Annotated in this window: 21 protein-coding genes; 9 read left to right on the forward strand and 12 right to left on the reverse strand. The window is 66.4% G+C overall.

Annotation, left to right across the window (positions count from 1 at the left end; genetic code table 11):
• Positions 1 to 2: 2 nt before the first annotated feature.
• Genes lpqB through M3G14_RS03885 form a run of 5 tightly spaced genes read right to left on the reverse strand, consistent with a single transcriptional unit; the run spans position 3 to position 5133 of the window.
• Positions 3 to 1772 carry an MtrAB system accessory lipoprotein LpqB gene (gene lpqB / locus M3G14_RS03865; RefSeq protein ID WP_259924778.1) on the reverse strand — a complete coding sequence of 590 codons (1770 nt, stop codon included), beginning with the start codon at positions 1770 to 1772 and terminating at the stop codon, positions 3 to 5.
• The gene (mtrB, locus tag M3G14_RS03870) at positions 1759 to 3435 is read right to left on the reverse strand and encodes an MtrAB system histidine kinase MtrB (protein WP_259924964.1); all 1677 of its coding nucleotides are present in this window, start codon (positions 3433 to 3435) and stop codon (positions 1759 to 1761) included. Before mtrB ends, lpqB begins: the two co-directional genes overlap by 14 nt.
• Positions 3436 to 3438: 3 nt before the next feature.
• Complete coding sequence (gene mtrA / locus M3G14_RS03875) at positions 3439 to 4122, reverse strand: MtrAB system response regulator MtrA (protein ID WP_259924780.1); 684 nt, start codon at positions 4120 to 4122, stop codon at positions 3439 to 3441.
• Between the two features lie 10 nt (positions 4123 to 4132).
• The gene (locus M3G14_RS03880) at positions 4133 to 4744 is read right to left on the reverse strand and encodes a dTMP kinase (RefSeq protein WP_259924781.1); all 612 of its coding nucleotides are present in this window, start codon (positions 4742 to 4744) and stop codon (positions 4133 to 4135) included.
• A 20-nt stretch (positions 4745 to 4764) separates the two neighbouring features.
• Entirely contained in the window at positions 4765 to 5133 is a 369-nt protein-coding gene (locus M3G14_RS03885) for a DUF4259 domain-containing protein (protein ID WP_259924782.1), read from the reverse strand.
• Between the two features lie 203 nt (positions 5134 to 5336).
• Here M3G14_RS03885 and M3G14_RS03890 point away from each other — a divergent pair, with 203 nt between their 5' ends.
• Complete coding sequence (locus M3G14_RS03890; protein WP_259924783.1) at positions 5337 to 6170, forward strand: hypothetical protein; 834 nt, start codon at positions 5337 to 5339, stop codon at positions 6168 to 6170.
• 184 nt (positions 6171 to 6354) lie between these two features.
• Complete coding sequence (locus M3G14_RS03895) at positions 6355 to 10998, forward strand: Rib/alpha-like domain-containing protein (protein WP_259924784.1); 4644 nt, start codon at positions 6355 to 6357, stop codon at positions 10996 to 10998.
• A 14-nt stretch (positions 10999 to 11012) separates the two neighbouring features.
• On the opposite strand, the gene manA is transcribed toward M3G14_RS03895, so the two are convergent.
• Genes manA through M3G14_RS03915 form a run of 4 tightly spaced genes read right to left on the reverse strand, consistent with a single transcriptional unit; the run spans position 11013 to position 15220 of the window.
• Positions 11013 to 12221: a mannose-6-phosphate isomerase, class I gene (gene manA, locus M3G14_RS03900; RefSeq protein ID WP_259924785.1), complete on the reverse strand. Its 1209-nt coding sequence runs from the start codon at positions 12219 to 12221 to the stop codon at positions 11013 to 11015.
• Positions 12222 to 12281: 60 nt separating this feature from the next.
• Complete coding sequence (locus tag M3G14_RS03905; protein ID WP_259924786.1) at positions 12282 to 13298, reverse strand: hypothetical protein; 1017 nt, start codon at positions 13296 to 13298, stop codon at positions 12282 to 12284.
• A gap of 26 nt (positions 13299 to 13324) precedes the next feature.
• Positions 13325 to 14695, reverse strand: coding sequence for a phosphomannomutase/phosphoglucomutase (locus tag M3G14_RS03910; protein ID WP_259924787.1), 1371 nt, complete (start codon positions 14693 to 14695; stop codon positions 13325 to 13327).
• A 21-nt stretch (positions 14696 to 14716) separates the two neighbouring features.
• A complete protein-coding gene (locus M3G14_RS03915; protein ID WP_259924789.1) occupies positions 14717 to 15220 on the reverse strand; it encodes a DUF3499 domain-containing protein in 504 nt (167 codons plus the stop codon).
• A gap of 94 nt (positions 15221 to 15314) precedes the next feature.
• Between M3G14_RS03915 and M3G14_RS03920 the strand changes: the two genes are divergently transcribed.
• On the forward strand, positions 15315 to 15800 hold the full coding sequence (locus M3G14_RS03920) for a metallopeptidase family protein (protein ID WP_259924790.1): 486 nt from the start codon (positions 15315 to 15317) through the stop codon (positions 15798 to 15800).
• On the opposite strand, the gene M3G14_RS03925 is transcribed toward M3G14_RS03920, so the two are convergent.
• From M3G14_RS03925 to M3G14_RS03935, 3 genes are all read right to left on the reverse strand, one after another.
• Positions 15797 to 16096 (reverse strand): WhiB family transcriptional regulator, encoded by a 300-nt coding sequence (locus tag M3G14_RS03925; RefSeq protein ID WP_038588811.1) that lies wholly within the window; start codon positions 16094 to 16096, stop codon positions 15797 to 15799. The two genes, M3G14_RS03920 and M3G14_RS03925, sit on opposite strands and share 4 nt — an antisense overlap.
• A 326-nt stretch (positions 16097 to 16422) precedes the next feature.
• Entirely contained in the window at positions 16423 to 17514 is a 1092-nt protein-coding gene (locus M3G14_RS03930; protein WP_259924791.1) for an NDP-sugar synthase, read from the reverse strand.
• A 5-nt stretch (positions 17515 to 17519) separates the two neighbouring features.
• Entirely contained in the window at positions 17520 to 18458 is a 939-nt protein-coding gene (locus M3G14_RS03935) for a glycosyltransferase family 2 protein (protein WP_259924792.1), read from the reverse strand.
• Between the two features lie 85 nt (positions 18459 to 18543).
• Between M3G14_RS03935 and M3G14_RS03940 the strand changes: the two genes are divergently transcribed.
• The 6 genes from M3G14_RS03940 (at position 18544) to M3G14_RS03965 (ending at position 24313) form a co-directional block, all read left to right on the forward strand.
• Positions 18544 to 20133, forward strand: coding sequence for an LCP family protein (locus tag M3G14_RS03940; RefSeq protein ID WP_259924793.1), 1590 nt, complete (start codon positions 18544 to 18546; stop codon positions 20131 to 20133).
• 21 nt (positions 20134 to 20154) lie between these two features.
• Positions 20155 to 20826, forward strand: coding sequence for a TIGR03089 family protein (locus tag M3G14_RS03945; RefSeq protein WP_259924794.1), 672 nt, complete (start codon positions 20155 to 20157; stop codon positions 20824 to 20826).
• 100 nt (positions 20827 to 20926) lie between these two features.
• Positions 20927 to 22213 (forward strand): ABC transporter substrate-binding protein, encoded by a 1287-nt coding sequence (locus tag M3G14_RS03950; protein WP_259924797.1) that lies wholly within the window; start codon positions 20927 to 20929, stop codon positions 22211 to 22213.
• A gap of 90 nt (positions 22214 to 22303) precedes the next feature.
• Complete coding sequence (locus M3G14_RS03955) at positions 22304 to 23290, forward strand: carbohydrate ABC transporter permease (protein ID WP_259924798.1); 987 nt, start codon at positions 22304 to 22306, stop codon at positions 23288 to 23290.
• Positions 23287 to 24108: a carbohydrate ABC transporter permease gene (locus M3G14_RS03960; protein WP_070789818.1), complete on the forward strand. Its 822-nt coding sequence runs from the start codon at positions 23287 to 23289 to the stop codon at positions 24106 to 24108. Before M3G14_RS03955 ends, M3G14_RS03960 begins: the two co-directional genes overlap by 4 nt.
• Position 24109: 1 nt before the next feature.
• The gene (locus M3G14_RS03965) at positions 24110 to 24313 is read left to right on the forward strand and encodes a hypothetical protein (RefSeq protein WP_259924799.1); all 204 of its coding nucleotides are present in this window, start codon (positions 24110 to 24112) and stop codon (positions 24311 to 24313) included.
• Positions 24314 to 24316 lie beyond the last annotated feature (3 nt).

The raw sequence follows: 24316 nt of genomic DNA on the forward strand, positions 1-24316 counted from the left end.
CGCTAGTGCCGCGCCACGATCGGCAGTGCGCGCGTACCAAGCAGGCCCGGCACCTCGCGCCACAGCGGGTTGTCCGTCCCGGATACCGGCATCTGCAGCAGCGCATTCGAATCCGTGACGTAGAGCATGTTGGGCGAGGTCCCCACCGCGACCACCGGCGCGGAAATGTTGCCAGCGGACAAGGTGGTACTGCCGGAACCGTCCTGCTCGACCCGCATCACCGGCGAGACCGCGCTGGAGGTGCCGACGAGCAAAGACCCATCCGGCTGCCAGTCCGCGGAGATGACCGATCCGCCCAGTTCAGAGGCATACTCCATCACGTTGACCACGGATCGCTCACCGGTCGCCTCGCGTTTGACAATCCCGGTGTAAAGGCGACCGTCGACAACCATCACGGCGCGCGCAGCACTGCGCGAGAGACGCAACACCGAGATGTTGCCCTCGACGCCCTCCGGCAGCTCCACCTTCACCTCGCTGGTCACCACCTCGTTGGTCGCGCCCGAGTGGATGGTGCGCAGCACCCTCGTGCCGTCGGCCACGACCCACACGGCAGCGGCATTCGGCTCGAACGTGGGCCGGGAAAAGGTCGTGCCCTCAACCACGTCTTCCTCGCTCCCGCCGAACTCACCGACGCGGAACACGTCCTTCGCCTCCTCCGCGGCCTCGCCTTCCTCGTTGTTGCCGCCGGGCTCGCCGAAGACACCCGCCCAGTACTTCTCGCCGAAGATATCGGCGGTCAGCGCGTTACCCGCTTCGCCGAGAGCGCCTTCCACCTGGTGCGCGGTGCCCCCGCTCACGCGGGAGACGCGACCATCCACCAGCGAGTACAGGGTCGTCTCGCCGACCAGGTCCACCAGCGGGCTGAACTCGGCGAAGTCGTCGACGGTGAGGGCGTCGGCGCCGTCGAAAAGCACCTCGCCGTCGGCGCGCAGGCTGTACGGGCCGGTCACGCCCGCAGACGCGAGCGTCCACACCACCTGGGCCGCAAACTGCTTGCGGGCCTGCTCGTCGAGCCCGCCGAAGCCGGTGAAGGTGTACGCGCCGTCTTCCATCCCCGCGTACGCGATCGCGTCGTTGTCCCCCGTCAGGTGCGCGGGCGAAGACTCCTCGACCGCCGGGGAAAGCCGCTCGGACGGCCCTCCCGTCAACAGCGTCAGCAGCGCGCTCGGCAGCGACTCCCGGCGCGTGACCACCCACCGGCGGTCGGTGATCAGCTCGTCGCCCGCCGGGTCAAAGAAGTACAGGTTGTAGGGCTGGTAGTGGTCGCGCAGCTCCGCGCGCTCCAGCACCACCCCGGAGGGGAGGGAGGAGATGCGCCACTCGCCGTCGACAAGCTCGAGCTCCAAGGTGGCTTCGTAGCTTCCGTGCTCAGGCGTAAACGCGCCGCCGTCGTGGAGTTCGCCGACGACATCGCCGTGCACGCTATAGCTGCGCTTGGCCCCAGCGCCCCCGACCAAGGTGGTCACCCCGATGTTGTCCACCACCAGCACCTGCAGGCTCGGGTCCCACGCCGAGCGCGCGTCGCCGGTGAGGTAGGCGCGCGCCGCCTCGTAATCCGCGGCCGGCAGCGCCGAGGCCGCGTAGAAGTCGCGCAGCAGCAGGTCCGGTTCGCGACCCTCGATCGGTCGCGCGTCGGGCTCGGCCGCGGTCTGCGCGTTGAAGGTGTGCAGCACGTGCGGGTCGGTGTTCGAGGGCAGCGAGGTGCACCCCGAGGTCAGGGCGATTATCGACGCCCACGCCACCGCAGCCCGTACCTTCCTAGTCCCGCGCATCTGCCGCCTCCTCTTTTGTGCGTGCGACCAGCGGACGCTCTGCCGGCTGAACCGAAGGTGCGTCCTTGTCTGCGCTCGCGCCTTCCTCCACAGGCGCAGGCGTTGGTTCCTGCTCGCCCGGCGCAACCAGCGGCAGCGGGGCCGTGGTGTAGCCCTGCTCCGGGTGGCGCGGCAGCACGAGACGGAACTGGGCGCCCACGCCGGGCTGGCCCGCCGCGTCGAGCTGCCCGTGGTGCAGCACCGCGTCCTCGCGGGCGATCGCCAACCCGAGCCCGGTGCCGCCGGAGTGGCGCTTGCGCGATTTATCGGCACGCCAGAAGCGGTTGAACACGAGTTCCTCCTGCCCCGGCTTGAGCCCCACGCCGCCGTCGGTGACGGTGATGGCCACGGCCTCGTCATTGGCCCGCAGGCACACGGCGACGGGGTTGCCCTCCGAGTGGTCGATGGCGTTGGCGATGAGGTTGCGAACGATGCGCTCGATGCGCCGCGAGTCGCCCTCCAGCTCGACCGGTTCGTCGGGCAGGTCGAAGGTGACGTTCACGTCGAGCTCTTCGGCCAAGTGCCGGGTCTGCGCCCACGCGGACTCGATGGGGGTCTTCGCATCGATGGTGGCCAACGCCAGGTCCGCCACGCCGGCGTCGTGGCGCGAAATCTCCAACAGGTCCGCCAGCAAGGCCTCGAATCGGTCGAGCTCGCGGGTCATCAGCTGCGAGGCGCGCTGTGTCACCGGGTCGAGGTCTTCTTCATTGGCGGCGATCATGTCCGCGGCCATGCGCACCGTGGTCAGCGGGGTCCGCAGCTCGTGGGAGACGTCCGAGGTGAACTGGCGCTGCAGGTCGCCGTACTCTTCCAGGTGGTTAATCTGCTCGGAGATCTTATCGGCCATGTTGTTAAACGACAGCGCGAGCACGGCCATCTCGTCCTCGCCGTCGACAGGCATGCGCTCGCGCAAGTGCCCGCTGGCGAAACGCTCCGCGGTACGCGACGCCGAACGCACCGGCGCGACGATCTGCTGGGAGGCCAGCCACGCGATGCCCACCAGCAGCACGATGACGATCATCGCGGCGGAAGCAATGAGGCCACGCATGAGTGCGAGTGTCGACGCCTCGTTGTCCGTGTTCATGACCAAATACAGCTCGAGGTTCCGCAGCTCCGCGTTCGTCGGCGTGCCGATGATCAACGCACTATAGGTCGAGCGATCGGTGCGCTCCACCGAGGAGAACTGGTAGGCGACGTTGCCGTCGGCGACATACTGCTGCAGCTTCTCCGGGATGGAGTAGGACTCGGGAGAAGACGTCCCCGCGCCCGGGCCGCCGCTAACCAGCAGAACCGGGTCGTACACGTTAGCTGCCTCGGAGCTGCCCTGCGAACGCTGCGTGAGCGCCGCCCGCGCCGAGTTGAGCCGCACCTGCAGCGAGGAGGCGCTCCCGGTGCTGTTGATCTGCTCTTCAACCACCACGCGAGCGCGCTCGATCTCCACGCTCGCGGCGTCGAGCTTGCTCTGGGTGATGCGCTGGGTCACCACAGACGCCATGGCGAAACCCAACACAAGCATGACGATCGTGGACACGATGAGCACCGTGCCCACGAAACGCACCTGCAGCGAGGTACGCCACGACTCTGCGACGCGCTCTCTCGCCCGCCAGACTGCGTGAGCTTTTATTGGCTACACCCCCGGCTTGCCAGTCTTGTAGCCCAGGCCACGCACAGTGAGGATAATTTCCGGGTTCTCCGGGTCCAGCTCAATCTTGGAGCGCAGGCGCTGCACGTGCACATTGACCAGGCGGGTATCCGAGGCGTTGCGGTAGCCCCACACCGTCTCCAGCAGCTCATCGCGGGTGTGCACCTGGTTCGGCTTGCGCGCCATCTCCAGCAGCAGGTCAAACTCCAGCGGGGTCAACGCGATCTCCTCGTCGCCGCGGCTGACCATGTGCTGCGGCACGTCGATCGTCAGGTCGCCGACCTTGAGCACCTCTGCCGGCTCGTCATCGGCGCGGCGCAGGCGCGCACGAATGCGCGCAATCAGTTCCTTCGGCTTAAACGGCTTCGTGATGTAGTCGTCCGCCCCCGACTCCAGGCCCAAAACTACGTCTACGGTGTCGGTCTTTGCCGTGAGCATGACAATCGGCACCGCAGAGGTACGGCGGATTTCCCGGCAAATATCAATCCCGTTGACGCCCGGCAGCATGAGATCCAGCAGAATCAGGTCGGGTTCGTAGGTGTGAAACGCCTCCACCGCTTCCGCGCCGTCCTGCACGGAAGACGTGTCGAAGCCCTCGGCCTCCAGCACGATGGTCAACATCTCATTGATTGCTGGGTCATCATCTACGACGAGGATCTTCGGCTGCATCACGGCTCCTTCAACGAACGGCTTCCACTGCTTGCATGATAGTGCTTGCATCGGTGGTGCGGAGCCATTGGCTCGCCCACCCCGTCTCAGCGAGCTCCACGTACGCCTCGTAGGTCGCCTGCTGCAGCGAACCGTCTCGCTCGTAGCGATCGCGCGCCCTGGTCGCATCCGCCGCGGCCCGTTTCACCGCGCGCTCCTGCGCGACCGCCGGCGGAGTGTCCACCAGCACCTGCAGATCCGGCACCGGCAGCCCGAGCTGGCCAAACTCAAGGTCGGCGACCCAATCCACGATCGCTCTGTCGCCCGAGCGTGCCCACGAGTAGGCCGCGTTCGAGGCCACGTAGCGGTCCAACACGAGCACGCCATCGCCGGCCGCGGCCCCCGCGTACTCGGCAATCTGCGCCTTCGCACCACAGCGGTCCAGCGCAAACATGGTGGCCATCCCGTAAATCGAGTCGGTGAGGTCGCCCATCTTCCCGTGCAGCGCCTGCTGCGCCAGCTGCGCATGGATCGACGTTGCATAGCGGGGGAACGCGAGCGTGTGTGCCCCGTACTCACGCTGGATCGCCTCGACAATGGTGCGCTTGCCCGCCCCGTCGATACCTTCTACGGCAATAATCATCGTGGGTGTGCTCCCCTTACCTAGGCAAGCGCCTCGAGGAATTGGTCGAGGCTCGCCCCCGCTTCCTCCTCTTCGACGCCTTCCAGCACTGCCGCCGCGGCCTCGGCCGCCTCCTCGCTCACTTGGGCAGGGCGGTTGCGGATGAAGGCATAGGTATCGGCCACTTCGCCGGCAGAAAAAGGAGCCCCGGCCCAGATGGCGACGATCGTTGCGGCCGCGCGGGCGTTGAGCAGTTCGTCCTCGCTGACGGAATCGGGGTTTTGGTTGGCGGCCAACAACGCGGCGTCGATAATCGCCTGCTCGATCTCGTCCTCCTCGAGCGAGTCGAGCTCATCGAGAAAATCGACATTGGCTTCGACGGAGAAGATCTCCTCATCCCACGCGCTCATCGGCATCTCCTTTCCTGGTTGGGCGCTTTTTGCGCACTTGCCATAGGTCTACCATGAATTGCCGCCTGCCGGCGGGGAGCAATTGATGATGTGTTTGTGATCACTTAGGCAGGAGAATTCATAACAAGCGTGCTATAACAACTGCAGCAGAGTGATTGTTATAAGGTTGTGACAATTTCGCGTCGAGAAAGAAAGGGGGCGCTGTGGACAACCAGAAGCCGCGCGTCGGCATCTTTATGGCGGCAGGCATCGTCGCCGCCATCGTCATTGGTTTCGTCGTCTGGAACGCCTCCTCTTCCGACCGCTCCGCGCAAGCCGGTTACGTATCCGAAACGGAAACCAAGCGGGCGCAAGAGGAAAGCCCCGTGTCAAAGACCTCCAAGGTCACCTCCGAGGAGGACGACTCGACAGAGTCGCGCCGCGAATCGAGGCAGCGCTCCGACGCACCGCGCAACACGGCACCCCAGCCGCAGGTCAACCTCGCACAGCCCAGCAACGATGGCCAGGACGAGGCCTACAGCCTCAACTCCGACCCGTACGCACCGCAGCACGCGGTCGTCGGCACCGCGCAGCAGCAGGCAGCAACGCGCGTCTTCCGCCCCACAAACGTGGTGCCCACCACCGTCATCGCAAGCAGCGCCGCAAGCGCCCCGGCGACCGGTGACAACGGCGTGCAGAGCGTCGAGGGTTCCCCGGCCACGGAGACCCCGCAGGATACTGCGGCCCCGAGCACGTCGGGCGCGCCGGGCGAGTCCGACTCGACCACGGCGCCGGCACCCGCTACCGAGCCAACGCCTACGACGCCGAGCAGCGAGCAGCCCCAGGAGACACCGTCCGGGGCGGCCCCGATGCAGTCACCGAGCGCGGCCGCCGAATCGGCCGTGGAAAGCGCTGCGGATGAGGCGCACAGCCAGGTCGAACAGGGTGTCCAAAACTCTCCCGCGCCGGCCCCACAAGAGGCGAATACTCCCTTGCACGGCATCTCGTCTGAGGCGCAGCAGGCGTGGAACCGCTGGCTCGGCAATTTCCGCCGCTAGCACGCGACTGACATCTCGCGTCCCCTTCCCACCGCGCATGAAGTACCATGCGCTACTGAAGACTCTTTAAGGTCACTCCAAGCTGCCATCACCTTTGCACAGCTTTCCCATACGGAATGTCGAGCCGCGCAGAGGCGTCGCACCTTGCCTCACGTCCCGCCGTTAGCTTCAGAAAGGGAATTCCATGCGGCCGTTTTCCTCTCCCCGATCGCTCAACCTGCGTCCTGCACTCGCTGCGTCGATGGCGGCCACACTGGCGATTTCTGGCACTGCGGCGGTAAGCATCCCCGCGCCGACGGCGCTTGTCGCGCAGGCAGCAGAGGCAACCGGGGAGCTCAACGCGCAAACGCGCGCGGACAAGGCTTCCGCGTTGCCGGCGTACGAGGATGGCAAGCACATCGGCGTCGAGGGATACAGCGAATCGGTCCTCCCCTGGTTTCTGAGCTACCAGCCGACCTACGCGAATTACTACACCGCCTCCCCAGGCGAGGACTTCAGCATTGCCGCGCCCGAGTACTGGGAGTTTTACCCCGAAGCAGTCCGCCGTACGCCGCCTAAAGAGATCACCTACGAAAAGGGGGCGCCGAGTGACGACGCCCGCGTGAACCCGGACTGGGCGAGCGTCAACACCGACGGCAGCGTGGAGGGCACGGTACCCGCAGGCACCGCGCCCGGTGCCTACACGCTCCTGGTTAAAGCAACCGCGCCGAAGCGGGGCAGTTTCACAACCGACATCACTCTCTACGTCGGTGAGAAAGACGCCTTAAGCTACGACCAGCTTCCCGATTACGTCCGCTACCAGCCGAAGTTCCCCCGCCACCCGCTGGTCTTGCAGCCGGGAGAGACGGAGGAAATTGACGGTGTGGCGTGGAGTGATCTGATCCGCTACGGCGATACGGAAGAAGTCGACGCGAACGACCGGAACTTCGACCCGTCGAACCCCGCGCACGTGGACAGCCACTGGCCGCAGATGACCGACGCCAACGGCGACCCGCTGACCGAGACGCTCCAGATCGAAGGCAAGAAGCGCGCAGTGCCCGTCAACGCCCGCGCCAAGTTTGATACGCAGTTTGCCAACGATGAAAACAAGGCAAACCGCTTCTGCGATGCCAGTGCGTCGGACAGCGCGTGCGCAGACGGCGACCCCCAAATTCGCATCGAGTACAACCCATATGAGTTCCCCGTCAACAAGGACCCGGAGGCCGAAAAGCAGTACCGGATCTTTTCCGACATTCACATCACTGCTGGCAACGAACCGCTCGGCTACGTCGAGCTGCCGATTACCTTCAACTACTCTGAAGACGAATCTCGCCGTTCCTGGGACACAATCAACCTGCCGCTGTACATCGGCGCGGTAGACAACGCCGGGCAGTACAGTCCCGTGCTCGACGGTGCCGCCATCGTCGGGTTACACGGCAGCGAAACGGCCGACATCCCGCGCTTTGTCGACACGCTCGACCCCAAGCTCGAGGAGGTCGACGCGCCCGAGGGCACGCAGTTTTTCATCCCGAGCGTCCAGGGCGACGTGAACTTCCGCGAATGGGCGAGCATTGAAAACGTCGACGGCACACCCGTGATTCACCTCGAGCCGGGGGCGAACGAGGCGTTGCTCGGCGGCGAGTCGCACCGCACCCACTTCGTCCCCGTCCAGGCGCAGTTCGCCGACGGCACCACCTCCCCCGCCGTCTACCTCCCGGTGACCGTGTACCGGGAAAAGACCGTCTACCCGGGGCGCGGGCCGCAGCCTGCCGGCGTTGCCGTCGAGGAGGTCATTGAGGGCAAGACCGAGGTCACCGCGAAGGACGCTGCGGGCAACGACGTCGTCGCGAGGTTCAACGCCGACGGTGAGGTCGAACTTGCTCCGACTGACAAGGCCACGGGCCCGATCTCGGTCACTATTCACGACCCCAACCTCGGCACCGTGACCAAGAAAATCACCCTCGGTACCACCACAACCGTGGTCGCCAGCGGCGCCACTGTGTACCCGGACCGCGGCGAGCAGTCCGCGCGGATCCGCATCCACAATATCCACGACGGCCTGACCAAGGTCACCGCGAAGGACGCAGCTGGCAAGCCCGTGAGCCTCACGCTTGACGACGCAGGCTCGGTCCAGCTCAACCCCACCGCCGAAGCGCAAGGCCCGATCACCGTCACTGTAACCGACCCCAGCATCGGCACCGTGACCAAGGACGTCACCCTCGGCACCACCGCCGCTGTAACCGGCACGCCCAGCGCGCTCAACCCGAGCGAGGACTCGCAGCCAACGGGCCTGCGCGTCACCGGCGGGAAGCAGCCTCAGCTCAGCGCCACGTGGACGGATAAGGACGGCAATACCGGCACGATCCCAGCGAATGCGCTGAAGATCGACGCTGACGGCAACATCTCGGTTGCCCCGGGCAACGATGCCAAGGGCACTGTCACGCTCACCATCAGCGACGACTCGCTCAGCGAAGCACGCTCCTACGCACTGCCGGTCAATACGCTCGCGGACCTCAACGCTCCCGTCGCCCGCAAAGGACATAGCGTGACGGTGGGCAACGCCCTGGATGCTCGTCTGGCGCGCTTCCTCATCACGAACCTTGGTGAGCTCCCGAGCGGGACCACCGCGGACTTTGCGAAAGACGAGGACGACCAAGCGCCGCAGGCAAACGTGCCCGGCGACAAGGACGTCACCATCGTGGTGACCTACCCGGATGGCTCGCGGGACCACGTCAGCACCACACTCGTGGTGACACCGCGCCCGCTCAACGAGGTCAGGGAACCGGTCACGCGCCCCCTCACCCTCACGGTCGGCGACGAGCTCGAGGCCAGCGACGCGATCGACAACCCCGAAGAGCTCCAGGCACAGATCGAGTTTGTCGACAACGACGAAACCCCGGATACCCACACGGCCGGCACCTACTACCCCAGCATCAAGGTCACCTACAAGGACGGCACTACCGACGTGGTGAAGACCACGGTGAAGGTGCAGGAACCGCCTGCCGATAACAGCCTCTACCGCCCGAAGTACTCCTCGCCGCAGACCGTGAACCACGACACGCAGGCGTCGACAAACCAGCCCTTCGAAGGCGCCGCCCCGGACACGCTCACAGCGACCGTGCTTAAGACCCCGGCAGATGCCGTCGGCTGGACCTTCGACATCGACGGCGACGGAGTGATCACGGCGACTGCGCCGAGCCTGGAGGAGATGTCGCAGCACTACGCCCGCCTCACCGCTGCGACGGACGTGGACTGGGAGACCATCGAGACCGTGCTCCATTCGATGGCGCAACCCGAGGTTTTCGTGGACTTCGTCTACGAAGACGGCACGGTGGACACTGAAAGCGTCGTTTTCGAGCTCAATGCTCAGGACGATCGCCCGATCCTCGACCCGGATGGCGACGCCGACGGTGACACGCACGCCACCCGCAAGGAAGTCGAGCACCGTTCCAACCCCTTCGACCCGGAGGTCGTGCCGGAGGCGCCAGCACGCTGGGATGCACGCTACGTCAGCGAGGTCTACGCCGGCGAGTTTGTCACCGTGCCGAACGTTGGCGGCATCCCCGATCCCGGTGCCGTCGTTGTTGTGGAAGGGCCCGCGACCGCCGAGATGACCGAGTCCGGCGACCTGCGGATCACCGCAGAAAAGGACGCCGAGCCAGGCACCCCGATCACCGTGACTGTCCTCGATGGAGAGGCCAGGTACCTCGGCGCGGTGCGAGTAACGGTGAAGAAGGATCTGCGCACGCCCGCGCAAAAGCGCACCCCGTCCTTTGGCACAGACACCGTCCCGGTCAAGCCCAGCAAGAAAGCAACCTCGCCGCGCCCCTACGGTACCGATGCGATGCCAGAAGGCACCGAGGTACTCGGCGTCTTCCCGGACGATGCGCCGGGCTGGGCATTCAGCGTGGACGAGGACGCGCGCGTGCACGCCCAGGCCCCGAGCATCCGCGACCTGTCCAAGCACTTCGCCGAGCTCGCGAACACGGATACGCGCGACTGGGACACGCTGGTCGCCGCGCTGCGCCCCGTCATCGCACCCGAAGCGTCGGTACGCTTTAGCTACCCCGACGGCTCGAGCTACTTCGCCGACGTCACCTTCGAGATGGTCGACCAGTCCGGTACCTCCGTGACGTCGCCCGATGGGGACGCCGACGGCGACGGGATCACGAACGCGGACGAAATCTCCAACGGCTCCAACCCATTCCTCCAGGACGCGGCCAGCCCGAACTGGGACTTCACCGTTGATGACGGCCCGCTGACCCCAGGCGACAGCGTCCGCCTCCCCAACCGCGGCGGCTTCGTCCCGGAGGATCTGATTGTCGACGTCGATGGGCCCGGCGAGGCCCGCATCGACGACGGCGGCAACCTCATCATCGTGGTGCAGGAGCAGGCCATTCCCGGCGACCTGATCGTCACAAAGGTCAAGGACAGCGCGGGTGGCGTGATCGATACTGTCACCATCGAGGTCGCGGCGAAGGACACGCAAACCCCGCCGGCCAAGATTGATACCGGCAAGTGCATCGCCACCGGCGTGGGCTTTGGCCTGCCGCTTTTGGCGCTGATCCCGCTCGGTATCGCTACCCAGACCGCTATCCCGGGTTTGAGCGACATCGCGGAGCAGGTCTCGCGCCAGCTGGAGCTGGCGAACACGCAGCTGCAACAGCAGCTGGGCATCCTCAACCCAGCCCTGGCCGAGCAGGCCGCAGCGCTGAACGCGCAGCTGCGGAATGCCCGGATGAACCTGGCGAGCCTGGCCGCTGGGGTCGCACTCATCGCCGCTGGGGTCACCGCCGCCGTGGTCATCTACGACGCCTGCGCCCCCGGCGAGCTCGGCAGCTCAACGTAAGAAGTAGGGCGAGGCTAAACGCTGGCGTAAAACAGCTCCGCCTGCCCGCCTTGGCGGGCGCGGAACTCGGGCCGCGGGTCGCTGGCGGGGATCCACACCGCCTCACCGGGGCGGAGCGCGCACGTCGCTCCGCCGGGCGCGCTGCCCTCGGCCTCGCCGCTGGTGCACAGCACGATCGCAGGCCCGTCGGTCTCTACCTTCAGCGTCGCCTCCGCGCTCAGGCGGTGGCGGCTGAGACGGAAGTCCTCGATCGGCAGCAGAAACTCCTCGCCGGTCGCATTGGGCTGCGTCTGCGGGCGCGGCGAGGTGAGCGCGGAAAATTTCAGGACCCGCACGAGTTCGGGCACGTCCACGTGCTTTGAGGTCAGGCCGCCTCGCAAGACGTTGTCGGAGTTCGCCATAATCTCGACGCCGAGCCCGTGCTGGTAGGCGTGCAACTGGCCCGCGTCGAGGTACAACGCCTCACCGGGCTGCAAGTTGAAGTAGTTGAGCAAGAGCGCCGCAAGCGCGCCGATATCGCCCGGGTAGGCCTCGACCAGCTCCAGGTACATCGCCAGCACGTCGTGCATCCAGTCTGCGAGGCGCGCAGGACGCGCTTCCACCAGCACGCGAGCCTTGTGCTCGACCTCCTCCACGAGCGCCACCGCCGCCTTCCGCGGCAGGGAAACCAGGGTGGTAAACAGCGCCCGCAGGCTCGCCTCTTCGTCCGCGGGATCCACCATCGCGGTGTACCGGTTCAGCCCCGGGGCATCGAGGACCTCGAGCAGCTCGGCGGTCTGGGTGAAGGGGCGGAATCCCGCCAGCGCCTGGAAGGGCGTGAGCGCCACGATCAATTCCGGCTTGTGGTTCGGGTCCTTGTAGTTGCGGCGCGGGTCGTGCAGGTCGAGACCGCTGTCCTCTTCCCGCTCGAAGCCCGCGCGGGCCTGCTCCTTCGACGGGTGCGCCTGTAGCGACAGGGGTGCCCCGGCCGCCAAAAGCTTGAGGAGGAAAGGCAGCTGCTCGCCGAACTTTTCGACGACACGCTCACCCAGCGCCGCGCGCGGATCGTCGGCAATGCGCTCGTCCAGGCCACGACCGTCGATGGTGGACGGAGCCGCCGGGTGTGCGCCGAACCACAGTTCCGCCTCCGGGTTCGGGGCGGGGGAAGCGGTGCCGCGCAGGTCTGCGAGCAGCGTGCGCGAGCCCCAGGTGTAGGTGCGCAAGGCCCCCTGTAGGTGCTCCATCGGTGGTCGTGCCTCGTTTCTGTCGGTTCCTGTCGTATGTCTCTTATGTGCGCGTGACGCTTAGAGCGCCGGGTCATCGAGCGCGGTCACGGCGTAGGCGCGCGCCAGCAGTCGCAGCGCCGCGGCGGATTCTCCGAGGTGCTGCGAGGCGACGGTCTCGGCGCGCATATTGGGCCCGGCCGGTGCTGCGTCGTCCGGCTGCGCCCAGCAAACGACCTTCAACGGTACCAGTTCCACCGGGCCATCTAGGAATGGATCGTGGAAGAGATCGTCTACTGCGGGGTCTGCTGCAGCACGCGAACCGCGCGCGAGCTCGAGGGCCTGCGGGAGTTCATCGGAGCTGACGACGCCGCTCGCCAACCCACGGCACGACCACAACGTGGCAACCAATTGCGCAAGCGCTTCCCCGTGGGGTGTCAGGCCGGTGTGAACCACGCGCGCGTCGCGAACGAATGCGCGCAGCTGGCGGGCGGCGTTGACGTCTTCGTCGCGCTCCGGGGAGACTGCGGTGAGCTCGGCGTCCATCTCATCTGCGAGCACCTGGTAGCGCTGCACGAGGACGTCTGCGTCGACCGCGCGAGCTGCGAGCGCGTCGAGGACTGCGGCGACCACAGCGATCGTGCGCGCAGGCGAAGGCCCCATCGTGGTGGGCAAAGCGGGCACGACCACGGTGGAGCGCGGTGCCTCGTCCACGATCGGCCCGCGCGCGGGACCGGCGAGGATGGTTGCGGCACCGCGCTGGTCGGCGGTGACCAGCGCGCGCAGGTCGGCATCGCGTTCAGCGGCGTCACCGACCACCACGACCACGTCGAGCGCGCCCACGTAGCCCGGCAATGTATCGGTGACCACCACCGGCAGCGGCAGCGTCGCGCGGACCTGTACTACCGCGTTCGCAGCAGCGCGCGCGATCTGGTCGGTCGTGAGCACGACCAGGCTGCGCGGGTGGAGTCCGTGGAGTCTGTCCAGTGACCCGAACACGTCGATAACCGCCCTGACCTGCGCACCCTCGTGGGCGATGTCGAAAAAGCGGACGGTTTCGCGGTCGTAGTTGCCGGCACCCTCGTAGTAGTCGCTCATACCCCGCGATCTTACGCAGCCAAGCTTCAGGCGCGGATGATTCCCAGGATCTCCTCAACTAACGCATCGACTTCTGCCGCGGTCTCCGCCTCGACGTTCAGCCGCAGCAGCGGCTCCGTGTTGGAAGCGCGCACGTTAAACCAAGCCTTGGTGTCTTTCAGCCACACGGTGACGCCGTCGAGGCGGTCGAGTTTGGCGGTGCGTGCGGCGAAGGCGTCGATGACGCGCTGCGTTGCCGCCTCCTGGTCGCTCACCTCCGAATTGATCTCGCCGGAAGCTGCGTAGCGGTTGTACTCGGCCATCAGCTCGCTCAGCGGCGCGTCCTGCTCCGCGAGCGCGGCGAGCACGTGCAGCGCCGCGACCAGCCCGGAATCGGCGTTGAAGAAGTCGGCGAAGTAGTAGTGCGCGGAGTGCTCGCCGCCGAAGCGAGCGCCGGTGCGCGCCATCTCGGCCTTGATGTAGGAGTGGCCAACGCGGGTGCGCACGGGGGTGCCACCGTGCTCAGCGATGATCTCAGGCACCGCCTGCGAAGTGATCAGGTTGTGAATAATCGTCGCGCCCGGGTGCGCGGCCAGTGTGCGGCGCGCGATCAGTGCGCTTATCGACGACGCACTCACCGGCTCCCCGCGCTCATCCACCACAAAGCACCGGTCCGCGTCCCCGTCGAAGGCCAGACCGATGTCCGCGCCCTGCTCCACGGTGAACTTCTGCAGGTCGACCAAGTTCTTCGGGTCCAGCGGGTTCGCCTCGTGGTTGGGGAAGGTCCCGTCGAGCTCGAAGTAGAGCGGCCGGATATCCATGTCCTCCAGCACGGCCGGCACGGTCAGCCCGGCCATGCCGTTGGCCGCGTCGACGGCGACGACGAGCGGGCGGCGCGTGGGCACGTCGACAAGCTTGCGCAAGAACGCGGCGTAGTCGGCGAGCACGTCTTCCTCCGTGATGGTGCCGCTGGTGGCGTCGGTGTCCGGGACGCCGTCGAGAAGCATGCGGGAGATCTCGCCCAAGCCAGTGTCCGTGGAGACCGGGGTGGCGCCCGCGCGGCACAGCTTGATGCCGTTGTACTGCGCCGGGTTGTGGGAGGCGGTGAACATCGCGCCGGCGCAATTGCGGGTGCCGGCGGCGAAGTAGAGCTCGTCCGTGCTGGTCAGACCGAGCATGCACACATCGAGGCCCTGCGCGGTCGCGCCTAAAGCGAAGGCCTGCGCCAGCTCAGGCGAGGACGGGCGCATGTCGTAGCCGACAGCGATCGTGGTCTCCCCCTCGCCGCGCAGGATGTGGGCGAAGGCGGCGCCGACGGTGCGGACAAAGTCGGCGTCGATTGTCTCGCCGATCACGCCGCGCACGTCGTACGCCTTGATCACGTTCTTCAGGGATGCTTCGGTATGTGCAATTGCCATGCGCGATATTCTACGCGCTGGCTACTCCTGTTCAGTGTCTGGCACAGTGTCAGGCACGACCCGCAAATGCGCGCGCCGCTGCGCCTTGTGCGCCGCAACGTGGGCCTCGATCCGCTTCGTGCGGTGCACCGGGTGGTTCGAGGTGGCGGGGTCGTTGAAGTCGTGGGCTGCGGAGTACTCGATGGGGTCCGCGGAGGTGTCCACCAGCCCGGTAGTGACGCGGCCCGCCTCGCGCACCGCCTCGGCGAGCGCCGTCAGCTCCGATTCCTCCAAGTCGTCGAAGTGTTCGTCGGGCGTCTCGGCCTCGGGTTCTTCTTCGATGTCGACGCGCTCGACGCGCACCATATCCCACCCCACGGGTGCCGTGATGTGCGCGGAGTGCTTCTCGCACAGGTCCCAGGCGTGCGGGTCCTTTTCCACCGCGAGCGGGCCAATCACGGCTGTAGATTCCGCGTAGGCGTAGATCAGGGTGGCCACGGCGGGGCGACCGCAGCCAGGACGACAGCAACGACGGAATGTATTCACGCCGCCCAAGTCTAAACCCCTCCTTGAGGTTTGTGAAGTGCAACGCGGCGCGCCCCTCCATCCCCCGCCCCCACTGACCCTAGGATGTGGAGCCATGAACGGTTCTTCCCGGCCCGCCGCGCCCCTGCATCTGCGCGCCGCCCGCGACCGCCACGGCCGCGGGCCACAGGGTCCACTGCTCCCCGTGGGGGTACCGCGCTACCGCACGCGCCAGACCGCCTTCGACCAGCTCGTACTGGAGACCTACGCGCCGCTCCACAACGCCTACGCGGAGCAGCTGGCCGGCGTGGACCTCGCGGTCGACACCATCCCGCGAATGCGCCTGCGCGCCAATATGACAGTGCTTCCCGACGAGGTGGTCGCCGACGGCCCTGTCCCCCTCGGCCGCGTGCTGCCGGCCGGGGTCGATCGCCACGGGGCACCCACCCGCCCTCGCCTGGTCGTCTTCCGCCGCCCGGTCGAGCGCCGGGCGAAGACAGCACAAGAGCAGTCAGAACTCCTAAACTGGGTGCTGACTGCTCTTGTAGCGAACTATCTCAATTTGGACCCGCGCGATATCGACGACGCGTTTCCCTTTTAACCGATCTGCTTCTTCAGGCGGCGGCGCTCACGGTCCGAGAGCCCGCCCCAAATGCCGAAGCGCTCGTCGTGCTCCAGCGCGTATTCAAGACACTCGTCGCGCACGGCGCAGGCCTTGCAGATGCGCTTCGCTTCTCGAGTAGATCCGCCCTTATCCGGGAAGAATGCGTCCGGATCAGTCTGCGCGCACAGCGCTTGGTCCTGCCATTCCTTCTCGACAGCGCCAAACAACTCCTCGAGGGTCATGCCGTCCGCGGTCGCACCACGAACGTTGGCGTTATTTGCCTTATTTTCCACGCCTCCCCCTCCTTCCGTTGTTGTCCTACCTGTATTTCGGGGTGTCACGCCCCCTCCCGGACGGCCTCGGGCGGGGGCGCAGTCATCAACTCACGTCGATGTGATTACACAAGCGATTACACACTGAACCCCTAAATAGCCGCAACATAATCCGGCAACTCGGAGGCGACTTCGGCACATTGCCCACGTCATTCGCCACACGAGTCACACACGCAACACGACCGACGGAATGGGGGTAATTCGCGGGGGTACAACATGTAGTAGGCACCACGGCTGTGGGTAACTAGTTGCACAAAACCGCGTGTCGCTCCCCTGCCGAAGGCGCCTTAGGCGTCCGGCGAAAAACGAATCCCCGAATCCGGGATGTTCACCCCAGGCCACAGGCGCATACCCGCCTGCAACTCGCAGCGGGCGCCGATCTGCACGCCCTCGCCGATAACGCAGTCGGTAATCCGCGCGTTCGCGCCGATGCGCGCACCGGAGGCAATGATCGAATTCCGCACTACCGCGCCAGGCTCGATCGTCACCCCGTCAAAGATCACGGAAGCGTCGACGCGCGAGCCGGCACCAATCTCCGTGCCGCGCCCCACCGCCGTGCCGCCGATCAGGATCACGCCACCGGCAACACCGGCAGACTCGTCCACGAAGGACTCACCCGTGTGCCCCTCGAGCAGCGGCGAGTAGGCAATGCCGCGCACCATGTCGGAAGAGCCCTCGACAAAGTCGTCCGGGCGGCCCATATCGCGCCAGTAGGAGGAGTCGACGTGCCCGACGACTTTCGCCCCGTCGGCAAGCAGGCCCGGGAAGACTTCGCGCTCCACTGACACCACGCGCCCGGCAGGAATCGTGTCGATCACGCTGCGCTTAAACACGTAGCAACCCGCGTTGATCTGATCGGTCGGCGGGTCCTCCGTCTTTTCCAAGAACGCCTCGACGTTGCCCTGTGCATCCGTCGGCACCGAGCCGAAGGCGCGCGGGTCGGGCACCCGCACCAAGTGAAGCGTGACATCCGCGTCGTGCTGCGCGTGCGTGCCCAAGATCGCGCTCAAGTCCGCGCCCGAGAGCACATCGCCGTTGAAAACCATCGCGTTGTCGTAGCGCAGCTTCTCCGCCACGTTGCGGATCGCGCCGCCGGTGCCCAGCGCCTCTTCCTCCACGACGTACTCGATCTCCAGCCCGAAGTCCGCGCCGTCGCCGAAGTACTCCTCGAAGACCTCCGCCTTATACGACGTCCCCAGCACCACGTGCCGCATCCCGGCCGCCTTAATGCGTGCCAGCAGGTGGCTCAAAAATGGGTAGCCGGCCGTCGGCAGCATCGGCTTCGGCGTGTTTACCGTGAGCGGTCGCAGTCGCGTGCCGCGACCGCCAACCAGGATGACCGCGTCCGTATTCTCCGGGTGTGCTTCAACGTGTTCCATGGTTTTCATCCTTCACTTCCGTGTTGTGAGGTCGTGCGGTTGTGCGGTTGTGCGCCGCGCGAACGCAGCTGCAACGCACTTCGCAGCTTCAAACCGACCCACAGTCCCCACCGCAGCGGTGCCTGCCACCACTTCGGGTGCCGGTCCCGCTGGAACCGGTAGGCCGACACGTGGTGCGCCGGCACGGTCACCCTGCGGTGCTTGTGCGCCACATGGCCTTGGTCGTGCAGAATTACCGACGACGGGCAGTACAGGTTGCTCCAGCCAGCGCGCGCCAACCGGTCCCCGAAGTCGATGTCTTCTAAGTACATGAAGTAGCGCTCGTCGAAGCCGCCGATTTCCTCGAATGCCTCCCAGCGAACCAGCAAGCACGCGCCAGAGAGCCAACCCGCTTCGCGCTGCACCTCCATATCCGCCTCGGCTAAGTAGGCGGTGCTGAAGGGGTTGGACGGCCAGGCGTCGTAAAGCAAGGCGTGCCCGATGCCCACCGCAAGCCCCGGCACCTGGCGCGCGCTGGGGTACGCCGAACCATCGGCCTCCTCGATCCGCGGGCCGGCCGCACCCGCGCGCGGCGTCGCATGCAGGCAGCGTATAAGCTTGTCGAGGCTGCCCGGACGGAACTGCACATCGGGGTTGACCACCAAAAACGCCTCCGGGTCGATCTCCCCGCGCGCCCGCCTCGGCCGCAAGGCGCGCGCGGCCGCGTTGATCGCCGCGCCGTAGCCGATATTGCCGCCGGTAGGGAGAAACTCCACGTGGGAAAAGCGCTCGGCCGCCGCCTGCGGCGCCCCATCGGTCGAGCCGTTATCGGCGCACACCAGCAGCACCTGGCGGCCGGTCGCCTCCTCCAGCGAGGCCACGAGCTGTGTCAGGTGCTCGCCCGGTGAAAACGTCACCGTCACCACGGCCAAAGCAGGTTGGCGTCTTCCTTCGTCGTTTCTCACAATGCGCTCAGCATACCGACTGCCGCGCCGAAAACCGGGTACGGCGCACGAAGCCGCGCATTCAATGCCGCAGCCATGACGTATAATGCTGCCCGTGAACGACAACCCCAGGCGCGCCCGAGACATCCAGCCGGCCCCCTCCCGTGCGAGGGATCTGAAGCAATCGGGCCACCCCGTAGCCAAGGGGGTACTCGCGGCTGCCTCCGCGATTGCGCTGCTCGTCTCCGGTGTGGGGTATTTCACCGTCGGCCAGCTCGACAACCAGCTGTCTGCCTCCGAGCTAAATATTGGCGGCAAGAAGCGCAATAAGGAAGAGGTGCTCGACGGCGCGGTCGACATCTTGCTGGTGGGCTCGGATTCGCGCACTGACGCGCAGGGCAACCCGCTTTCTGAAGACGAGCTCGCGCGCCTGAACGCCGGCGAGGCCGACGGCGAGATCAACACCGACACCATCATGATCATCCGCGTGCCCGAGGACGGCTCGCGCGCCACCGCCATTTCCATCCCGCGCGACACCTACGTCCACACGGATGACTACGGCAACATGAAGATCAACGGCGTCTACGGGGCGCACGCGGGCGAGAAGCGAGAAGCGCTGCTTGCCGACGGCGCCTCCGAGGACGCCCAGCTCGAGCAGCAAGTCGCGCGCGCCGGCCAGGAGGGGCTGATCGACGCGGTCGCAGACCTCACAGGCGTCGAGGTCGACCACTTCGCACAGGTCGGCCTGCTCGGCTTCGTGCTGCTTACCGACGCCGTCGGCGGCGTCGACGTCTGCCTCAACGCCGCCGTCAACGAACCGCTCTCGGGCGCGAACTTCCCCGCCGGCGAGCAGACACTCGACGGCACCCAGGCACTGTCGTTCGTCCGCCAGCGCCACGACCTGCCGCGCGGCGATTTGGACCGCATCGTGCGCCAGCAGGCCTACATGGCCTCGCTGGTGCAGAAAATCCTGTCGGCCGGCACGCTGACCAACCCGGCGACGTTGCGCGAGCTGTCGAATGCGGCGGAGCGCTCGGTCACGCTGGACCGCGGCTGGGACGTCGTCCGCTTCGCGCAGCAGATGTCTGGCTTGGGCGGCGGCAACGTCACCTTCACCACGATCCCGGTGACCTCGGTCAACGGTACGGGCGACTACGGCGAATCCATCGTCACCGTGGACCCCGGCCAAGTGCACCGCTTCATGGAGAAGATCGTCGAGCCGGAGGAAGAAGAAACAACCACCAGCGAAACCGAGGATCACAGCAGCGAAGGCACCGCCGCCGGCTTCGAGAACCTGAGCCTGTACATCCTCAACGCCGGCGCAGGCACCGGCCAGGCCGGCGCTGTCGGCGACTACCTCACCGACGAGGGCATGCGCGTCGCCGACGTCTCCAACGCGATGGACGGCGTGTACTGGGAAAGCCAGATCGTCGCCGCGAACCCGGAGGACCCGGCCGCACGTCAGCTCGCCGAGCGCCTCGGCGGCATCCCCGTCACCGCAAACGCGAACGTGGACGCGGGCAGCCTCATCGTGGTGATCGCCGCGGATTACGCAGGCCCTGCCCTACTTAGCCCGGAGGAGCGCGAGGAGGCCAGCTCGGATGCGCCGGTCGGCACGCCTGGCGAGGACTTCGGCGCCGCGGAAACCGGCCCGGAAATCGACGCGGGCGGCGATGGGCCGCGCTGCGTGAACTAGCTCCACGTATGATCGGCGGGCATGAGCATGCTCTCGCCCCTTCTTCGCACCGACCCTGCCAGCCCGCGCCTGACCGTCTACGACGAGGCGCGGGGCGCACGCATGGAGTTTTCCGCCCAGACCTTGGACAACTGGGCCAGCAAGGTCGCCAACCTGCTCGACGAGGAGTTTGAGCTGGGCGCCGACACCCCCATCGCCATCGACCTGCCAACCTCGTGGCAGTCGGCCGTCATCGCGCTTGGCGCGTACAACTCCGGCCGGGTGCCCGTGTTCACGCCCGAGCTGCTTGCCGACGCCACCCCCGCCGTCGTTTTCACCACCGTCGATAATGCCGCGCGCTGGGCCGAGGTGCCGGACTGCGTCGTCGTTTCCGACGATCCCTTCGGCCGCGGCGTCGTGGAAGCCGGCGGCGAGCTGCCGTTCGGCACCGTCGACTTCGGCCCCACGGTGCGCTTCTACGGCGACCAATACTTCGGCGCCTCCCCGGAGCTGACCGACTTCGCCACCCCCGACTTGGGGCCTGAGAGGTACTGGGTTCCCGGGTGGCGCACCGCAGCCGAGTTCCGCGACTTCGTGCTCGCCCCGCTCGCCGCAGGCGGCTCCGTCTGCGCCTCGGCTGGCCCCATTTCTGCAGACAGGCGTGAAGAAATCATGCGCACAGAGAAGATCGACCGCGTCCTCGGCGAGAGCTAGGCCACCTACCCCCGTTGGTGGGAAAAACCGGAAATTTCCGTGCACGGTACGGGTGCGGCTTATACATTGTGAGAAACCAGTAACTACGAAAGGTTTCCGTATGCACTTCACCGCTTCCCGCAAGACTGGTGCCGCACTGTGCGCGATCGCACTCGCCGGCGCGTCGCTTGCCGCATGCTCGAACGATTCCGCAGATTCCACGGACTCAACCGAGGCTGACTCCACTGCGGCCGAGTCCAGCGACGCGGCCGAGGGTGAGGGCCGCGGCCCGATCACCTTCGCGATGGGCCGCAACGACACCGACAAGCTCATCCCCATCATTGAGAAGTGGAACGCCGAGCACCCGGACGAGGAGGTCACGCTGAAGGAGCTCGCCGGTGAGGCGGACGACCAGCGCGACACGCTCGTACAGTCACTGCAGGCCGGCAACGACGACTACGACGTCATGGCGCTCGATGTGGTCTGGACCGCCGACTTCGCCGCCAACCAGTGGCTTGAGCCGCTCGAGGGCGACTACGAGGTCGACACCTCCGGCCTGCTGCAGTCCACGGTTGACTCAGCAACCTACGGCGGCAAGCTCGTCGCGCTGCCGCAGAACACCAACGGCCAGCTGCTCTTCCGCAACACCGACCTCATCGAGGAAGCGCCGGACACCTTCGACGACATCCGCAGCGCCTGCGAGGCCGTCGAGGGCGACACCGACTGCCTGACCACCCAGCTCAAGCAGTACGAGGGCCTGACGGTCAACACGCTCGGCTTCATCAACGGCTGGGGCGGCGACGTCATCGACGAGTCGGGCGAGCCCACCGTCGAGTCCGATGAGGCAAAGGCGGGCCTCCAGGCGCTTGTCGACGCCTACGCGGACGGCACCATCGCCCAGTCCTCCACCGCCGCCACGGAGGAGGAGACCAACCTCGCGTTCACCGAGGGCAAGACGGCCCTGGCCATCAACTGGCCGTACATGTACGCCAACGCCGAGGAGGCAGGCCTGAACTTCGAGGTCCAGCCGCTGGTCGGCAAGGACGGCGTCGGCGTGTCCACGCTGGGCGGCTACAACAACGGCATCAACGTCAACTCGAAGCACAAGGCGACCGCCCTGGACTTCATGAAGTTCATCATCAACGAGGAAAACCAGCTCTCCCTGGCGGAGAACTCCTTCCCGCCGGTGCTCGCCTCCATCTACGACGACGAGGCGCTGATCGAGGAGCACCCGTACCTGCCGGCGTTGAAGGAATCCCTGGAGAACGCGAAGCCGCGCCCGGTTTCCCCGTTCTACCCGGCGATCTCTAAGGCCATCCAGGACAACGCGTACGCGGCGCTGACCTCCGGCAAGAGCGTCGACGACGCGACGAAGGACATGGCCTCTGCCATCAAGCAGGCCTCCTAAACACCTCGTCGCTCACGCCCGCCACCGTTTACACTACGGTCGCGGGCGTTTTGCCCGCGTATGCCCGAAAAAAGAACTGGAGTGTGGTTCATGACTACCGCTTCCCCCACCCGAGCGCGAAAGCCCCGCGGCGACGCGGGCAAAGCCGCCGCGCTCGTCGCACCCGCGCTGGTCGTGCTGGCCATCGTCATCGGCTACCCGATCCTGCGCGCCATCTGGCTCTCCTTCCAAGCCGACAAGACACTCGACCCCGCAACCGGCCTGTTCACCGAAGGCGGCTTCGCCGGCACCGAGCACTACCTGTACTGGCTGACCAACCGCTGCATGACCGCCTCCGGCGAGGTCGGCTCCTGCCCGCCCGGCGTGCTCGCCACCGACTTCTGGCCCGCCGTGCGCATCACGCTGTTCTTCACCGTCGTCACCGTCGTGCTCGAAACGGTGCTCGGCATGGCGATGGCGCTGGTCATGAACCACCCGTCGAAAATCCGCGCGCTTATCCGCGCCGCCGTGCTCATCCCGTGGGCCATCCCCACCGCCGTGACGGCAAAGCTGTGGCAGTTCATGTTCGCGCCCGCAGGCATCGTCAACTCGCTGCTCGGCGCCAACATCGCGTGGACCACCGACCCCACCGCCGCCCGCCTGGCGGTCATCGTCGCCGACGTGTGGAAGACCACCCCATTCATGGCGCTGCTCATCCTCGCCGGCCTGCAGATGATCCCCAAGGACGTCTACGAGGCCGCGCGCGTCGACGGCGCCTCCACCATCCAGTCGTTTACCCGCATCACGCTGCCGCTAGTGCGCCCGGCGCTCATGGTGGCCGTGCTCTTCCGCACCCTCGACGCGCTGCGGATGTACGACCTGCCCGTCATCATGATCTCCGGGTCCTCCAACTCGCCCACCGCCACGATCTCCCAGCTCGTCGTCGAGGACATGCGCCAAGGCAACTTCAACAGTGCCTCCGCCCTGTCCACGCTCATCTTCCTGCTCATCTTCACTGTCGCCTTCGTCATGATTCGCTTCCTGGGCGCTGATGTGGGAGGCAGGCAGGCGTCGAAAAGCAAGAAAGGCTCGCGATGAAAAAATTCTGGCACTACGCAGGCGTCATCTTCATCATGTTCTGGGGGCTCGCCCCCTTCTACTGGATGCTGATCACCGCACTGCGCGACAAATCGCACACCTTCGACACCACCCCCTGGCCCACGCACGTCACGCTGGAGAACTTCCGCGACGCGCTCGCCACGGACAAGGGCAACAACTTCCTCGGGGCGATCGGTAACTCGCTGTTGATCTCGCTGACCACCACGGCGCTCGCCGTGCTCGTCGGCGTGTTTACCGCGTACGCCTTGGCGCGGCTCGATTTTCCTGGCAAAGGCATTGTCACCGGCATCATCCTGGCAGCCTCCATGTTCCCCGGCATCGCGCTGGTCACGCCGCTGTTCCAGCTGTTCGGCGACCTCGGATGGATCGGCACCTACCGCGCGATGATCATCCCCAACATCTCGTTCGCGCTGCCGCTGACCGTCTACACGCTCATCTCCTTCTTCCAGCAGCTACCTTGGGAGCTCGAGGAGGCCGCGCGTGTCGACGGCGCAACCCGCGGCCAGGCATTCCGCCTCGTGCTGCTGCCGCTGGCGGCGCCCGCGATTTTCACCACCGCGATCATCGCGTTCATTACGACGTGGAACGAGTTCATGCTCGCCCGCCAGCTCTCCACCACCGCGACCGAGCCGGTGACCGTCGCGATCGCGCGCTTTTCGGGACCGAGCGCGTTCGAGTACCCCTACGCGGCGATCATGGCGGCCGGCTCGCTGGTGACGGTGCCGCTGATCATCATGGTGCTGGTGTTCCAGCGCCGCATCGTCGCAGGCCTGACCGCCGGCGGCGTCAAGGGCTAGCATGGACCAGCGCAAGGACCTGATGTGGCAGGCGATCATCGGTTTCGTCGGCTTCTTCGCGCTCGTGGCGCTGGTGCAGGGCCTGGTCAACCTCTTTCGCGCCGAGCCAGCGATCTGGCCGGGCCTGCTCGCTGGGGCTTTCGCCCTGGCCGAGTGGTGGCTCGTTCGCCGTTGGCTTGCGTGGCGCGACAGTGAAGCGTTGTGAGTC

Origin of the sequence: Corynebacterium sp. p3-SID1056, from assembly GCF_025152525.1 — a bacterium.
Lineage (GTDB): Bacteria > Actinomycetota > Actinomycetes > Mycobacteriales > Mycobacteriaceae > Corynebacterium.

Bases quoted from the DNA above. Each gene is read 5' to 3' on its own strand.
- lpqB (WP_259924778.1), bottom strand. From the start codon at position 1,772: ATGCGCGGGACTAGGAAGGTACGGGCTGCGGTGGCGTGGGCGTCGATA.
- mtrA (WP_259924780.1), bottom strand. From the start codon at position 4,122: ATGCAGCCGAAGATCCTCGTCGTAGATGATGACCCAGCAATCAATGAG.
- M3G14_RS03880 (WP_259924781.1), bottom strand. From the start codon at position 4,744: ATGATTATTGCCGTAGAAGGTATCGACGGGGCGGGCAAGCGCACCATT.
- M3G14_RS03885 (WP_259924782.1), bottom strand. From the start codon at position 5,133: ATGAGCGCGTGGGATGAGGAGATCTTCTCCGTCGAAGCCAATGTCGAT.
- M3G14_RS03895 (WP_259924784.1), top strand. From the start codon at position 6,355: ATGCGGCCGTTTTCCTCTCCCCGATCGCTCAACCTGCGTCCTGCACTC.
- manA (WP_259924785.1), bottom strand. From the start codon at position 12,221: ATGGAGCACCTACAGGGGGCCTTGCGCACCTACACCTGGGGCTCGCGC.
- M3G14_RS03905 (WP_259924786.1), bottom strand. From the start codon at position 13,298: ATGAGCGACTACTACGAGGGTGCCGGCAACTACGACCGCGAAACCGTC.
- M3G14_RS03910 (WP_259924787.1), bottom strand. From the start codon at position 14,695: ATGGCAATTGCACATACCGAAGCATCCCTGAAGAACGTGATCAAGGCG.
- M3G14_RS03920 (WP_259924790.1), top strand. From the start codon at position 15,315: ATGAACGGTTCTTCCCGGCCCGCCGCGCCCCTGCATCTGCGCGCCGCC.
- M3G14_RS03930 (WP_259924791.1), bottom strand. From the start codon at position 17,514: ATGGAACACGTTGAAGCACACCCGGAGAATACGGACGCGGTCATCCTG.
- M3G14_RS03940 (WP_259924793.1), top strand. From the start codon at position 18,544: ATGCTGCCCGTGAACGACAACCCCAGGCGCGCCCGAGACATCCAGCCG.
- M3G14_RS03945 (WP_259924794.1), top strand. From the start codon at position 20,155: ATGAGCATGCTCTCGCCCCTTCTTCGCACCGACCCTGCCAGCCCGCGC.
- M3G14_RS03950 (WP_259924797.1), top strand. From the start codon at position 20,927: ATGCACTTCACCGCTTCCCGCAAGACTGGTGCCGCACTGTGCGCGATC.
- M3G14_RS03955 (WP_259924798.1), top strand. From the start codon at position 22,304: ATGACTACCGCTTCCCCCACCCGAGCGCGAAAGCCCCGCGGCGACGCG.
- M3G14_RS03960 (WP_070789818.1), top strand. From the start codon at position 23,287: ATGAAAAAATTCTGGCACTACGCAGGCGTCATCTTCATCATGTTCTGG.
- M3G14_RS03965 (WP_259924799.1), top strand. From the start codon at position 24,110: ATGGACCAGCGCAAGGACCTGATGTGGCAGGCGATCATCGGTTTCGTC.